Source organism: Amycolatopsis sp. NPDC006131 (assembly GCF_040614175.1).
Classification (GTDB): domain Bacteria; phylum Actinomycetota; class Actinomycetes; order Mycobacteriales; family Pseudonocardiaceae; genus Amycolatopsis_E; species Amycolatopsis_E tucumanensis.
Window position 1 is genome coordinate 58095 of record NZ_JBEXTX010000028.1, and the last position, 14090, is coordinate 72184.

At 72.2% G+C, this 14090-nt stretch carries 14 protein-coding genes; 7 read left to right on the forward strand and 7 right to left on the reverse strand.

Annotated features, from left to right (window positions below; genetic code table 11):
• Positions 1-2 precede the first annotated feature (2 nt).
• On the forward strand, positions 3-1109 hold the full coding sequence (locus ABZ215_RS17195) for a nitronate monooxygenase family protein (RefSeq protein WP_020418750.1): 1107 nt from the start codon (positions 3-5) through the stop codon (positions 1107-1109).
• Here the strand turns inward: ABZ215_RS17195 and ABZ215_RS17200 are convergent.
• The 3 genes from ABZ215_RS17200 to ABZ215_RS17210 form a co-directional block, all read right to left on the reverse strand.
• Positions 1070-2299: an amino acid permease gene (locus ABZ215_RS17200; RefSeq protein WP_354950258.1), complete on the reverse strand. Its 1230-nt coding sequence runs from the start codon at positions 2297-2299 to the stop codon at positions 1070-1072. The two genes, ABZ215_RS17195 and ABZ215_RS17200, sit on opposite strands and share 40 nt — an antisense overlap.
• Positions 2300-2616: 317 nt before the next feature.
• Positions 2617-3852, reverse strand: coding sequence for an RNA polymerase sigma factor (locus ABZ215_RS17205; protein ID WP_354950248.1), 1236 nt, complete (start codon positions 3850-3852; stop codon positions 2617-2619).
• A 1-nt stretch (position 3853) separates the two neighbouring features.
• The gene (locus ABZ215_RS17210) at positions 3854-4273 is read right to left on the reverse strand and encodes a YciI family protein (protein WP_020418747.1); all 420 of its coding nucleotides are present in this window, start codon (positions 4271-4273) and stop codon (positions 3854-3856) included.
• A gap of 131 nt (positions 4274-4404) precedes the next feature.
• Here ABZ215_RS17210 and ABZ215_RS17215 point away from each other — a divergent pair, with 131 nt between their 5' ends.
• Both ABZ215_RS17215 and ABZ215_RS17220 read left to right on the forward strand, forming a co-directional pair.
• Entirely contained in the window at positions 4405-4914 is a 510-nt protein-coding gene (locus tag ABZ215_RS17215) for a hypothetical protein (RefSeq protein ID WP_354950249.1), read from the forward strand.
• Positions 4915-4932: 18 nt separating this feature from the next.
• On the forward strand, positions 4933-5370 hold the full coding sequence (locus ABZ215_RS17220; RefSeq protein WP_020418745.1) for an SRPBCC family protein: 438 nt from the start codon (positions 4933-4935) through the stop codon (positions 5368-5370).
• A 46-nt stretch (positions 5371-5416) separates the two neighbouring features.
• Here ABZ215_RS17220 and ABZ215_RS17225 read toward each other — a convergent pair whose 3' ends face one another.
• The 4 genes from ABZ215_RS17225 to ABZ215_RS17240 all read right to left on the reverse strand — a co-directional run bounded on the left by ABZ215_RS17225 (position 5417) and on the right by ABZ215_RS17240 (position 10652).
• Complete coding sequence (locus ABZ215_RS17225) at positions 5417-7078, reverse strand: fumarate hydratase (RefSeq protein ID WP_020418744.1); 1662 nt, start codon at positions 7076-7078, stop codon at positions 5417-5419.
• Between the two features lie 349 nt (positions 7079-7427).
• Positions 7428-8453 (reverse strand): sigma-70 family RNA polymerase sigma factor, encoded by a 1026-nt coding sequence (locus ABZ215_RS17230; RefSeq protein ID WP_026153319.1) that lies wholly within the window; start codon positions 8451-8453, stop codon positions 7428-7430.
• Between the two features lie 244 nt (positions 8454-8697).
• On the reverse strand, positions 8698-9123 hold the full coding sequence (gene dtd, locus ABZ215_RS17235; protein WP_354950250.1) for a D-aminoacyl-tRNA deacylase: 426 nt from the start codon (positions 9121-9123) through the stop codon (positions 8698-8700).
• Positions 9120-10652 (reverse strand): class I SAM-dependent methyltransferase, encoded by a 1533-nt coding sequence (locus ABZ215_RS17240; protein ID WP_354950251.1) that lies wholly within the window; start codon positions 10650-10652, stop codon positions 9120-9122. Before ABZ215_RS17240 ends, dtd begins: the two co-directional genes overlap by 4 nt.
• On the opposite strand from ABZ215_RS17240, the gene ABZ215_RS17245 reads away from it, so the two are divergent.
• Genes ABZ215_RS17245 through ABZ215_RS17260 form a run of 4 tightly spaced genes read left to right on the forward strand, consistent with a single transcriptional unit; the run spans position 10651 to position 13985 of the window.
• On the forward strand, positions 10651-11934 hold the full coding sequence (locus ABZ215_RS17245) for an amidohydrolase (RefSeq protein WP_354950252.1): 1284 nt from the start codon (positions 10651-10653) through the stop codon (positions 11932-11934). The genes ABZ215_RS17240 and ABZ215_RS17245 overlap by 2 nt on opposite strands.
• Positions 11931-12485: a DinB family protein gene (locus ABZ215_RS17250; RefSeq protein ID WP_354950253.1), complete on the forward strand. Its 555-nt coding sequence runs from the start codon at positions 11931-11933 to the stop codon at positions 12483-12485. Before ABZ215_RS17245 ends, ABZ215_RS17250 begins: the two co-directional genes overlap by 4 nt.
• 10 nt (positions 12486-12495) lie before the next feature.
• On the forward strand, positions 12496-13596 hold the full coding sequence (locus ABZ215_RS17255) for a M20 family metallopeptidase (RefSeq protein ID WP_354950254.1): 1101 nt from the start codon (positions 12496-12498) through the stop codon (positions 13594-13596).
• A 38-nt stretch (positions 13597-13634) separates the two neighbouring features.
• Positions 13635-13985, forward strand: a complete 351-nt coding sequence (locus tag ABZ215_RS17260) for a DUF3099 domain-containing protein (RefSeq protein WP_354950255.1) — start codon at positions 13635-13637, stop codon at positions 13983-13985.
• Positions 13986-14090: the final 105 nt, after the last annotated feature.

The following is a 14090-nucleotide window of genomic DNA, read 5'->3' on the forward strand; positions in this document are numbered from 1 at the left end:
TGATGCGCACCGCGCTGTGCGAGACGTTCGGCATCCGGTACCCGATCATCGGGTTCACCCCGTCGGAGCACGTGGCCGCCGCGATCAGCAAGGCGGGCGGCCTCGGCGTGCTCGGCTGCGTGCGGTTCAACGACGCCGGTGAACTCGACCGGGTGCTGGACTGGATGGACGCCAACACCGACGGCAAGCCCTACGGGGTCGACATCGTCATGCCCGCGAAGGTGCCCGCCGAGGGCGCGGCGGTGGACCTCGAAAAGCTCATCCCCGAGGAGCACCGCGCGTTCGTCGAGCGGACGCTGCGCGAGCTGGGCGTGCCGGAGCTGCCGGAGGACACCGAGGAACGCGCCGGCGTTCTCGGCTGGCTGCACTCGGTGGCCCGCTCGCACGTCGAGGTCGCGCTGAAGCACCCGATCAAGCTGATCGCCAACGCGCTCGGCTCACCCCCGGTCGACGTCATCAACCAGGCGCACGAGCACGGCGTGCCGGTGGCGGCGCTCGCCGGCAAGGCCGAGCACGCGGTGCGGCACGTCGACAACGGCGTGGACTTCGTGGTGGCGCAGGGGTACGAGGCGGGCGGGCACACCGGCGAGATCGCGTCGATGGTGCTGCTGCCTGAGATCGTCGACGCGGTGGGCGACCGCGCGCCGGTGCTCGCGGCGGGCGGGATCGGGTCGGGCAGGCAGGTCGCGGCGGCGCTGGCGCTCGGCGCGTCCGGCGCGTGGACCGGCTCGATCTGGCTCGCGACGGAGGAGTACCTGCAGACGATGCCCGAGTCGACCGCGATGCAGAGCGCGCTGGTCGGGGCGACGTCGTCGGACACCGTGCGGACGCGCATCTACACCGGCAAACCGGCGCGGTTGCTGAAGACGCGCTGGACGGAGGCCTGGTCGTCCGCGGACGCGCCCGATCCACTGCCGATGCCGCTGCAGAACCTGCTGGTGAGCAAGGCGCACAACCGCATCCACGCGGCGAACGACCCGACCGTGGTGTCGATGCCGGCAGGCCAGATCATCGGCCGGATCGACCGGGTGCGCCCGGTGGCCGAGATCGTGGCCGACCTGGTCAGCGGTTACGAGGAGGCGCTGTCCCGCCTGGACAAGACGAGGTAGGCGAGCGCGCCGAGGGCCAGCACCACGACACCGCTGATCACCGACGACAGCGGCAGGCTGAACGCGAGCGCCACGCAGCCGGCGAGCCCCACCACGGGCACCACGCGGCGGGTGCCGAGCGTCCACGCGCTCGCGTTCGCGATGGCGTAGTAGGTCAGCACCGCGAACGACGAGAACCCGATCGCGCCGCGCAGGTCGGTCACCAGCACCAGGGCGGCGACCACGACGCCGACCGCCACTTCCGCGCGGTGCGGCACGGCGAACCGCGGGTGCACGGCGGCCAGCGGAGCGGGCAGGTGGCCGTCGCGGGCCATCGCGAACGTCGTCCGGGACACGCCCAGCACCAGTGCGAGCAGCGAGCCCAGCGCGGCCAGCGCGGCGCCGGCCCGGACCACCGGGGTGAGCGCCGACCACGACGTGCCCGCGACCGCGGCGGCGATCGGGTCCGAAGTGGACGCCAGACCGTCCGGACCCAGTTGCAGCAGCAGGAAAACGGCGACGACCGCGTACACGACGAGCGTGATCCCCAGTGCGATCGGGATCGCTCGGGGGATGGTGCGCTCCGGATCGCGGACCTCCTCGCCGAGGGTGGCGATTCGCGCGTACCCGGCGAAGGCGAAGAACAGCAGCCCGGCCGACTGCAGGACGCCGCCGGCACCCGAGCCGGGGAACGGCGTCAGGTGCGCGGCCGCCGGGTTCCCCGCGACGACGATGGCGGCCACCGACCCGGCGAGGACCACGAGCGTGATCGTGACGATGACCTTGGTGAGCGTCACCGACCGCTGGACGCCGCGATAGTTGAGGGCGGTCAACGCGAGCACGGCGGCCGCCGCGACGAACGACTGCGCGAGGCGGCTCGCGCCGGGCGCGGTGTAGGACGCGACGGTCAGCGCCATCGCCGCGCAGCTCGCGGTCTTGCCGACGACGAACCCCCACCCGGCGAGGTAACCCCAGAACCCGCCGAGCCGTTCCCGGCCGTAGACGTAGGTGCCGCCGGATTGGGGGTACCGGGCGGCGAGGCGGGCGGAGGAAGTGGCGTTGCAGTAGGCGACCACGGCGGCCAGCGCGAGGCCGATCAGCAGCCCGGCGCCCGCGGCACGGGCGGCAGGCGCGAAGGCCGCGAAGACCCCCGCCCCGATCATCGACCCCAGGCCGATCACGACCGCGTCCCCGGTACCGAGCCGCCGCACGAGTCCTGTCACGGGGAGACCGTATCCGGTGCCCCGACGGAGGGGATGATCCGTTACGGGATGTTCGGCGCCCGTTCGCCCGCGGACCGGCGGCTCGCCGAGGGCATGCAGGTGGGTGGCTGGGGCTGGGGCGTGCTGGTGGGCGCATCGGCTGGGTACTCTCGGCGGCCCTCGCTGCCCGGGCCGGCCGAGGTGTCCAGTGGTGCGCGCTCATCCGCGGGCGGCCGGCGTGCACGTTCCCGGCTCACGCCGACTCAGGCCGCCGCCGAGGCAAGCGCGTGTCCACGATCCGCGGGCCGTCCCAAGCCAACCCCCCCTCAGCCGAGAGCGTCCAGCTTCCGCTCCAGCACCGCGCGCTCCCGCTCGTTCCCGCACAGCTCGACGGCCCGCCTCAGCTCCGTCCGCGCCTCCGCCACGCGTCCGAGCCGCACGAGCAACTCGCCCCGCACGGTCGGCAGCAGGTGCGACTTGTCGAGCGTCCCGGCAGACGCCAGGGAGTCCACGATCGGCAGCGCCGCCGCCGGGCCCTGCGCCATCGACACCGCCACCGCGCGGTTCAGGTCGACCACGGGCGACGGCGCGAGCCCGCCGAGCGCCTCGTACAGCAGCACCACCCGGTCCCAGTTCGTCTCCGCCACCGACGGCGCGACGGCGTGGCACTCGGCGATCGCGGCCTGCAGGCCGTACGCGCCCAGCCCCCGCCCGGCCGCCTCCGCCCGCGCCAGCGCCGCCCGTCCCCGCCGGATCGCCGACCGGTCCCACCGCCGCCGGTCCTGGTCCTCCAGCAGCACCGGCTCCCCGTCCGGCCCGGTGCGCGCCGGGAACCGCGCGGCGGTCAGCTCCAGCAACGCCAGCAGCCCGTGCACCTCCGGCTCGTCCGGCACCAGGCGCGACAGGACGCGGGCGAGGCGCTGGGCCTCGCCCGCGAGGTCGAACCTGATCAGGTCGCCGCCGGAGCTGGCCGACGACCCCTCGGTGAAGATCACGTAGATCACGTTCAGCACCGACCCGAGCCGCGCGGCCCGTTCCTCCGGCGAGGGCACCTCGAACGGCACCCCCGCCGCACCGAGCGTCTTCTTCGCCCGCGTGATCCGCGCTTGCACGGTCGCGGTCGGCACGAGGAACGCCCGCGCGATCTCGTCGCTGGTCAGACCGCCGACCACCCGCAGCGTCAGCGCCACCCGCGCCTCCCGCGACAGCACCGGGTGGCACGAGATGAACATCAGCGCGAGCACGTCGTCGTCGATCTGGTCCGGGTCCCACTCGATCTCCCCGCCGTCCTCGCGCATCTCGTTCGCGAGGACGGCGTACCGGTCGTCGAGCGCGGAGCGCCGGCGGAACGCGTCCACGGCCCGGCGCCTGCCCACCGTGAGCAGCCACCCCGCCGGGTTACGGGGCACACCCTCACGCGGCCAGGTCACCAGCGCCTCCGCCAGCGCCTCCTGGGCGAGGTCCTCGGCCAGCGCGAAATCGCCGGTGTAGCGCGCGAGCGCACCGACGATCCGCGCCGACTCGATGCGCCAGACGGCGGCGATCGCTTCCCGTTCGGTCATCTCAGAGCTGGCCGGTCGCCTCGCGCCACGCCCGCTCCTTCTGGATCCACTCGTTGTCCTGCGGGAACTCGTCGATCGTGGTGACCCGCCGGATCTCGGTCTTGAAGCCCTTGCCCTTGATCGGGGACCGCTTGGCCCACTCGACCGCCTCCTCCTTGGAGGCCACGTTGAGGATGTAGAAGCCGCCGAACAGCTCCTTCGTCTCGCCGTACGGGCCGTCGGTGACCACGGGCGGCTCCGAGGAGTAGTCCACCACCACTCCGTCGTTCGCGTCGTCCAGCCCTTCGGCGGCGACCAGCACACCGGCCCGGATCAGCTCCTGGTTGTACCGCCCGGTCATCTCGATCATCTGGTCGAAGTCGAAGTCGGCCAGGTTCGCGAACGCCTCGTCGGTGGCCCGCCAGATCAGCATGAACTTCATGGTGTTTCTCCCTCGGTGTCCGGGTCCTTCTGGACCCTCTCACCCCATGGGTCGAACGGGGGGCGTTTCGATCGACACGGCCCCGGAATTTTTTGTGCAACCCGTCGGCGGGCCCGTTCCGTCCTGGAGGCATGAGGTGGAAAGCAACGATGTGCGGGCTGGGCCTCGTCCTGCTGGCGGCCACGGCCTGCGGCGAGCAGACCCCTACCGTCGGAAGCGGCTCCGGTGACGCGACCAGCAGCGAAGCCGCTCCCACCGCCCCGACCATCCCGGCCACCGACCTGCCCCCGGTGATGCCGGGCGGGCCGCGTCAGAGGCAGCCACCGGCGGACACCGCCCAGGTGCCTGCCACCCGCGTCGACTCCTCGGCGCTGCCCTCGGACTTCCCGCGCGAGGTGTTCGTCAGCGCCGACGGCAAGCAGTTGTTCATCCGCGCCGAGGAAGGCGGGTGCGGGCGCGCCGCGGCCGAGGTGACCGCCCAGGACGCCCGGCAGGTCGTGGTCAACCTGGTCGAGAACAAGAGCAACCTGGCCGGCCAGATGTGCACCATGGACATCCGCTACCCGGTGGTGTCGGCGACCCTGTCCGAACCCCTGAACGAGCGGACTGTCGTGCTGACGAGCGCCAAACGAGGTTACTGACCGGTAGTATCCCGGGTCATGAGGAAACGCCAGGTCTCCGCCACGCGGATCGTCGCGGCCCCGCCGGAGAAGATCTTCGAGCTGCTCGCGGACCCGTCGAAGCACCCGCTGATCGACGGCTCCGGCACGGTCCTCGCGGCCCAGAGCGGCGGGCCGGAGCGCCTGACGCTCGGCTCCCGCTTCGGCATGGACATGAAGATGGGCGCGAACTACAAGATCCTCAACACGGTCGTCGAGTTCGACGAGAACCGGCTGATCGCCTGGCGGCACTTCAACGGGCACCGCTGGCGGTGGCAGCTCAAGCCGCTCGAGGACGGCTCGACCGAGGTCACCGAGACCTTCGACTGGTCAACCGCGCGGATCCCGCTCCTGATCGACCTGAGCTTCTTCCCGCGCAAGAACAAGCAGGCCATCGACAAGACCCTCGACCGGCTGGTCAAGCTGTTCCAGGCGTGAAAAACGGGCGCCACCCGCATGGGTGGCGCCCGTTCGAGCCAGTCGCTCAGGAGCGGAAGCTGATCTGCAGCACCGGCTCCGACGTCTCGGCGAAGAAGTCGTTGCCCTTGTCGTCGATGACGATGAACGCCGGGAAGTCCTCGACCTCGATCTTCCACACGGCTTCCATGCCCAGCTCCGGGTACTCCAGAACCTCGACCTTCTTGATGCAGTCCTGCGCCAGCCGTGCCGCGGGGCCGCCGATCGAGCCGAGGTAGAACCCGCCGTGCTCCTTGCAGGACGCGGTCACCTGCTTGGACCGGTTGCCCTTGGCGAGCATGACCATCGAGCCGCCCGCGGCCTGGAACTGGGCGACGTAGGAGTCCATCCGGCCCGCGGTGGTCGGCCCGAAGGATCCGGAGGCGTAGCCGTCCGGGGTCTTCGCCGGGCCCGCGTAGTAGACCGGGTGGTCCCGCAGGTACTGCGGCATCTCCTCGCCGGCCTCCAGCCGCTCCGCGATCTTCGCGTGCGCGATGTCGCGGGCCACCACCAGCGGGCCGGTCAGCGACAGCCGGGTCTTCACCGGCAGCGACGACAGCTGCGCGCGGATCTCGTCCATCGGGCGGTTCAGGTCGACCTGCACCACCTCGTCGGACAGGTCGTCGGTGGTGACGTCCGGCAGGAAGCGGGCCGGGTCGCGCTCGAGCTGCTCGATGAAGATGCCGTCCGCCGTGATCTTCGCCTTCGCCTGGCGGTCGGCCGAGCAGGACACCGCGATGCCGACCGGGCAGGACGCGCCGTGCCGGGGCAGCCGGATGACGCGCACGTCGTGGCAGAAATACTTGCCGCCGAACTGGGCGCCGATGCCGAACTGCCGGGTCATCTCCAGGACCTGCTGCTCCAGGTCGGTGTCCCGGAACCCGTGGCCGAGCGGGGAACCCTCGCGCGGCAGGTTGTCCAGGTAGCGGGCCGAGGCGAGCTTGGCGACCTTGAGGTTGTACTCGGCCGACATGCCGCCCACCACGATCGCCAGGTGGTAGGGCGGGCAGGCCGCGGTGCCGAGGCTGCGCAGCTTCTCGTCCAGGAACTTCGCCAGCCGCTTCGGGTTCAGGACGGCCTTGGTCTCCTGGTAGAGGAACGTCTTGTTGGCCGAGCCGCCGCCCTTGGCCATGAACAGGAACTCGTAGCTGGGGTCGCCGGTGCCGTCTTTGTGGTAGAGCTCGATCTGCGCGGGCAGGTTGGTCCCGGTGTTCTTCTCGTCCCAGAACGTCACCGGCGCCATCTGCGAGTAGCGCAGGTTGAGCTCCTGGTAGGCGTCGAAGATCCCGCGGGCCAGCGCCTGCTCGTCGTTGCCGCCGGTGAGCACGCCCTGGCTGCGCTTGCCGATGACGATCGCGGTGCCGGTGTCCTGGCACATCGGCAGCACCCCGCCGGCCGAGATGGCCGCGTTCCGCAGCAGGTCCATCGCCACGAAGCGGTCGTTGCCGCTGGCCTCGGGGTCGTCGACGATCGCGCGCAGCTGCGCCAGGTGCGACGAGCGCAGCAGGTGCTGGATGTCGGTGATCGCGGTCCGGGCGAGCTTGGTCAGCGCTTCGGGGTCGACTTCCAGGAACTTCCGTCCGGCGGCCTCGACTACCCGGACGCCCTCGGCCGTCACGAGCCGGTACTCGGTCTCGTGGTCCGGACCCAGCGGCAGCACGTCGGTGTACTGGAAGGTGGTGGTGGTCACTCGGGCTCCCTCGCAGGCAATTCGGGCCCTTGACGTTACCGCTTGCGCGTGCTTGCCCACGTAGAGGTGTGGCGCGCACCTCGCCGGAGATCGCGTGGCGCGAACCACCCCGGAAAAGTCGGAAGGCCGGGCCCACCCCGACGGACCCGACCTTCCGGGGAAAGCGGCCGGGAGCACAGGGCACCCGCCGCGAAGTCCACCGTCCGTAGGACGTGAAGAACTCACCAAACGTTGCTTCCACGGTGACGTGACCTACGTCATACGTCAACACTGCCGATCGGGTTGTCGTGGAACGCGAACAGGGCCACCCCGCGTAGGCGGAGTGGCCCTGCCGGTTGCCCTGGACGGGTCAGCTGGCGTAGGCGCGCAGGCGCTCGGCCCGCTCACCCTGGCGCAGCTTCGACATGACCTCGCGCTCGATCTGGCGTACCCGCTCGCGGGACAGCCCGAAGTGCTTGCCGATCTGGTCGAGGGTGCGCGGCTGGCCGTCGTCGAGGCCGTAGCGCATCCGGATGACCTGCTGCTCCCGCTCGTCGAGGGTGGCCAGGACCCGGCGCAGGTCGTCCTGCAGCAGGCCCGAGATGACCGCGCTCTCGGCGTCGGTGGCCTCGGAGTCCTCGATGAAGTCGCCCAGCGGGGCGTCCTCGTCGGTGCCGACCGGCATGTCGAGGCTCACCGGGTCGCGGGCGTGGTCGAGCAGGTCGGCGACCTTCTCGACGGCGATGCCGGACTCGGCGGCCAGCTCCTCGTTGGTGGCCTCACGGCCGAGCTGCTGGTGCAGGTCGCGCTTGATGCGGGCCAGCTTGTTGACCTGCTCGACGAGGTGCACGGGCAGCCGGATGGTGCGGCCCTGGTCGGCCATGCCGCGGGTGATGGCCTGGCGGATCCACCACGTCGCGTAGGTCGAGAACTTGAACCCCTTGGAGTAGTCGAACTTCTCCACCGCGCGGATGAGACCCAGGTTCCCCTCCTGGATCAGGTCGAGCAGCGGCATCCCCCGCCCCGTGTAGCGCTTGGCCAGCGACACGACCAGCCGGAGGTTGGCCTCCAGCAGGTGGTTCTTGGCCTTGTGGCCGTCACGCACGAGCGCCTCGAGCTCCTTGCGGCGCTGCGGGCTCAGCTTCGGCGCGGTGTCGAGCATGTGCTGCGCGAACACCCCCGCCTCGATGCGCTTGGCGAGCTCGACCTCGTCGGCGGCGGACAGCAGCGCGGTCTTGCCGATCCCGTTGAGGTAGACCCGCACGAGGTCCGCGGCCGGGCCCTGTGCGTCGAGATCCGCGTCGAGGTTCGGCGAAGGGCGTACGCTGGACTCGACGGGCTCGGTTTCGGGCTCGGGGACCTCACGAGTCGGGCGCTCGAGAGTCTGTACTGACATGTTCTGCCTCCCCGGTCACGGGCGGACACGTTCGGTGCGTCACACCGGCTGTTGCGCCGCGTGGGTGGATCCTGTGGAGTGCTCCACCCCCGCGGTGTCCAGCTCGTCGGCTGGACAATGGTTCCAACGCCGGCCGTTGCCAAAACGTTCCCGCCTTCTCGACTTCAAGACGAGGCGGTACCGGACCGGGTTGCTCCACCAAAGCTGAGGTTTTGCTGAGAGACCGCTCGGGTGGAGCAGTGGTTCAGACCTCTACGAGCACCGTGAAGGGGCCGTCGTTCACGCTGCGCACCGCCATCATGGCGCCGAACTTCCCTGTGGCGACACGGGCTCCGCGCCCGCGCAGCTCCCCCACGACGCGGTCGAACAGCTTCAGCGCGTCGTCCGGGCGGGCCGCCTGCGTCCACGATGGACGGCGCCCCTTGCGGGTGTCGCCGTACAGCGTGAATTGGCTCACCACCAGCAAAGGGGCGCCGGAAGTGGCGCAGGACTCCTCATCGCGGAGGATGCGGAGCTCGTGCAGCTTCCGCGCCATGGTGACCGCTTTGTCCTCGCTGTCCGAAACGTGGACGCCGAGCAGGACCAGCAGCCCCGGCTCCTCGATCGCGCCGACGACCTCGCCCTCGACTGTGACGCTCGCCTCGGTCACCCGCGCCGCGACGGCCCTCACACCGCCTCCAGGAAGCCGTGGCGGACCAGTTCCCGCACCAGCGGCAGCGCGGCCTCGGTGAGCGCGTCCTCGTCCAGCCCGTGGCCGGCGGCGAGCAGCGACAGCAGGTCCGACAGCGGCAGCGCGCCCCGGCAGCCGGCCAGCAGCGCGGCGACCGTCTCGTCGACCTCGTGCTGCCAGCCCGGCCCGTCGGAGCGGTGCAGCCGCAGCACCGTGGTGTCCCAGCCCTCGTCGCCGGGCGCGGACACCCGCTCCAGCAGCACCGTCGGCGGCACCCGGAAGCGCGCGTCCAGCAGGTCGTGCCCGTGCTCCCGCAGCCAGGCCACGCGGTCCAGCCACCGGCCGGCCTCCGGGCCCAGCGGGTCGTCGTAGGCCTGCCGCAGGTCCTCGCAGACCACCGTCGGGTGGGCCGCGTCCGTGCGGCGCAGGGTGACGAACCCGAACCCGACGCCCTGGACCTTGTTCTCCGCGAACCAGTCCAGCCAGTCGGCGGCCTTGGCCCGGCCGCGGTCGGAGCGCGGATCGATGCCCGCGTCACGCAACCAGGTGCCCACGTACAGCCCGGGGTCGGCTACGTCGCGTTGCACGAACCACGCGTCCGTGCCGCCGGGGAGCCATCGGCTCACCCGGTCGGCCCAGTCCTCGCCGTCGACGTGCAACCAGGAGGCGAGCAGCTGCCCGGTGCCGCCCTCGGTCAGGAACCCGGGCAGCTGGCGGATCACCAGGGCGCTCGCGTCGTCGCCGCCGAGGCCGGAGTCGCGGTAGGTGTAGTCGACGCGCGGCGGGCCCACCACGAACGGGGGATTGCACACGATCTGGTCGAACCGGCGGCGCGCGACCGGCGCGAACCACTCGCCCCGCACCAGTTCGACGTCCAGCTCGTTCAGCCGGAACGTCGCGTCCGCGAGCGCCAGCGCCCGCTCCGACACGTCGGTGGCGGTGACGCGCTGGGCGTGCCGGGTGGCGTGCAGCGCCTGCACGCCGTTGCCGGTGCCCAGGTCCAGCAGGCTGCCCACCGGGCGGCGGGTCGTGGCGCGGATCAGGCTCAGCGACGCGTGCCCGACGCCGAGCACGTGGTCCGGCGGGACCTCCGCGCCGAGCACGTCGGAGTCCAGGTCCGACACGACCCACCACGAGCCCTGCTCGTCCCCGTGCGGCCGCACGTCCAGGCCCGCGCGCAGCCGCTCCCGTCCGCGCACGAGACCGGCCGCGAGCGCGTCGTCCAGCGCCAGCGGCGCCAGCGCGGCCCGCACGGCCGCTTCGGGCTCGGCGGAACCCAGCAGGAAGAGGCGGATGAGCGTGCCGAGCTCGCCGGCGTCCGCGCTGGCGCGGAAGGCGAGTTCGGGCTCGCCGCGGCCCAGCGCCGCGTGGGCCGCCCCGCCCAGCGCGTCGACCACGCCGTCGGCGTCGTAGCCGGTGCGCTGGAACGCCTCGCGCAGCCGGGCCAGGAAATCGTCGGAGAACCGCGGAATGCTCACGGTGGGTGATCCTCCCACGCGGGCGCCGCGGCTGTGCTGAGATGGCCGCATGACCACCACGGACCGGGCGACGGTGCCCGCGGGCCTCGGCGAACTCCTGCCGGGACTCGAGGAGCTCTACCTCGACCTGCACCGCAACCCCGAGCTGTCGTTCGCCGAGCACCGCACCGCCGGCAAGCTCGCGGACCGGTTGCGTGAGGCCGGTTACGAGGTGCACACCGGCATCGGCGGGACCGGGGTGGCGGGCGTGCTGCGCAACGGGGACGGCCCGGTCGTGATGCTGCGCGCGGACATCGACGCGCTGCCGGTCGCGGAGAAGACCGGCCTGCCCTACGCCAGCGAGGTGCGCGCACCGAACCAGGACGGCGACGAGGTCCCGGTGATGCACGCGTGCGGCCACGACATGCACGCCACCTGGCTGGACGGCGCGGCGCGGCTGCTCGCCGACGGCCGGGACGGCTGGCGGGGCACGGTCGTCGTGGTCTACCAGCCGGGGGAGGAGGTCGGCGAGGGCGCGGAGACGATGGTGCGCGACGGCCTGTTCGACCTCGTCGGCACGCCCGCGGTGGTGCTGGGCCAGCACGTCGTGCCCGGGCCGGCGGGCTGGGTGCTGACGCGGCCGGGCGTGCTGATGGCGGCGACCGACTCGCTGCGGATCGTACTGCACGGCCGCGGCGGGCACGGCTCCCGCCCGGAGACGACGGTCGACCCGGCGGTGCTGGCCGCGTCGGTGGTGATGCGGCTGCAGACGATCGTGTCCCGCGAGATCGCGGCGACCGAGCAGGCCGTGGTGACCGTCGGCTCGATGCACGTCGGCACCGCGGCCAACGTCATCGCCGAGGAAGCGGTGCTCGAGGTCAACGTCCGCACCTTCGACGAGCAGGTCCGGCAGCGGGTGCTGGCCGCGATCGAGCGCATCGTGCAGGGCGAGGCGGCCGCGGCGGGCGCGCCACGGCCGCCGGAGATCACGCCGATCGCGACCTTCCCGGTGACCAGCAACGACGAGGGCGCGAACCGCACGCTCACCGAGGCGTTCACCGCGCACTTCGGCGCCGACCGGACGATGGAGGCGCCGCTGGTCACCGGCAGCGAGGACTTCGGCGAGTTCGGCAGGGCGGCCGGGGCGCCGTCGGTGTTCTGGCTGGTCGGCGGCCTGGACCCGGACTTCGTGCTCACCGCGATGGCGGAGGGCCGGTTCGAGCGCGACGTCCCGTCGAACCACTCGCCGCGGTTCGCGCCGGTGCTGCACCCGACGCTGCGGACCGGGGTGGAGACGCTGGTCGTGGCGGCGCTCACATTTTTGTCGGTGGGTGGTGGCAAGCTCGGGGCATGACCGGAAGCGCCCCGATCCCCGCCGCCAACTTCGCCCAGCCGTGGGCGGACGACACCCGCCCGCCCCTGCCCAAGACCGGTGATGAGCGCGCGATCCTCACCGCCTACCTCGACTGGCACCGGCAGACCTTCGAGCTCAAGTGCACGGGGGTCGCGCCGGACCGCCTGTCCGAGAAGCTGATCCCGCCCTCGGGGCTCACCCTGCACGGCCTGCTGCGGCACCTCGCCGGCGTCGAGCGGTGGTGGTTCCGCATCCAGTTCCGCGGCGAGGACGTGCCGGTCCTGTACTACTCCGACGACGACCCGGAGCAGGACTTCGAGCGGCTGGACGGCGATCCGGCGGAGGCGCTGGCGGTGTGGCGCGCCGAGTGCGAGGCCTCCCGGCGGATCGTCGCCGAAGCGCCGTCGCTCGACGAGACGGGCGTGCACCAGGCCTCCGGTGAGCCGATCTCGTTGCGGCGGATCACGGTGCACATGCTCGCCGAGTACGCCCGGCACAACGGGCACGCCGACCTGCTGCGCGAACGGGTCGACGGCCGGACCGGGCACTGAAGGAGGGGTTGTGACCGACGCACTCGCGCTGACCCGCGCGCTGACCGCGGTCGACACGGTGGGTCACGGGGAAACCGCGGCGCTGGAGGTCGTGGCGCCGCTGCTGCGGGACGCGGGGTTCCGCCTCGAGGTGTTCGAGCACGAACCCGGCCGCGGCACGCTGGTGGCCGAGTGGGAGACCGGGTACGACGTGCCCCCGCTGTGCCTGTCCGGGCACGTCGACACGGTGCCGCTGGGCGGCGCGCCGTGGCAGCACGACCCGTTCGCCGGGGAGACCGACGGCGACCGCGTGTACGGGCGCGGCGTGAGCGACATGAAGGCCGGGGTGGCGGCGATCGTGACGGCGGCGGTCACGGTCGCGCGCTCCCGGCCGCGCCGCGCCGGGCTGCGGCTCGTCCTGACGGCGGCCGAGGAGACCGGTTCGCAGGGCGCGCGGTTCGTGGCGGACCGGCTGGGGCCGAGCGGTCCGCTGGTCATCACCGAGCCGACCGCGAACGCGGCGTTCCACGGGCACAAGGGCGCGCTGTGGCTGGAGGCGCTCGCCACCGGCGTGACCGCGCACGGGTCGATGCCGCACCTGGGGGACAACGCGGTGGTCAAGCTGGCCGCGGCGGTGTCGCGGTTGGCGGAGTACCGGTTCGGGGTGGAGCCGCACCCGGTGATGGGGCCGCCGACGCTGAACGTGGGCACCTTCACCGGCGGGCTGAACACGAACTCGGTGCCCGACCGCGCGGTGGCGACGGTGGACGTGCGGACGGTGGCGGAGCAGGACCACGCGGCGTTGCTGGAGACGCTGGCCGCCGTGGCCGGGGTCGAGGTGCGCCCGCTGATCGACCTGCCGCCGGTGTGGACCGATCCGGGCGACGAGTGGGCGGCCTCGGCGGCCGCGATCGTCCGGGAGGTCACCGGCGCGGGCGGTGAGGTGGCGACGGCGACGTACTTCACCGACGCGTCCGTGCTGACCCCCGCGCTGGGCGGGGTGCCGACGCTGATCTGCGGGCCGGGCGAGCCGGAGCAGGCGCACGTCACCGACGAGTGGTGCTCGATCACCCGGCTGGCCGAGTCGGTGGAGATCCTCACGCGCGTGTGCGCCGGGTGGTGCGGGATTTAACGCCACCCGAGTATCGCCGGGGAGGGGGAAGTGGCAGCATGGAGGCACAGGAGGTGGTCGCGGTGAACAGGTCCCCCCGGGGCACCGGCGACGAGGACGCCCCCGTTCTCATCACCGAGGCCGCACCGTCCTACGAAGACGAGCACGCGGCCCGCAAGCGCAAGTACATGCTGATGATGGGCATGCGGTTCCCGTGCCTGGTGCTGGCCGGAATCTTCTACCACACGTGGTGGCTGGCGCTGCTGTTCATCGTCATCTCGATCCCGCTGCCCTGGGTCGCGGTGCTGATCGCCAACGACCGCCCCCCGCGCAAGCCGGAGAAGGTCAACCGCTACCAGCGCAACGCGAAGGCCATCGAACACCGCGAACACCACATCATCGACGGCTGACCCCGCCGCTCGGCGCACCCGCCGCGGGTGGCCGGGCTGCCGCCGCGGGTGGTGGGGCGTGCCGCCGGGATTGACCGGGCCGCCGCGGGTGGTGGGGCGTGCCGC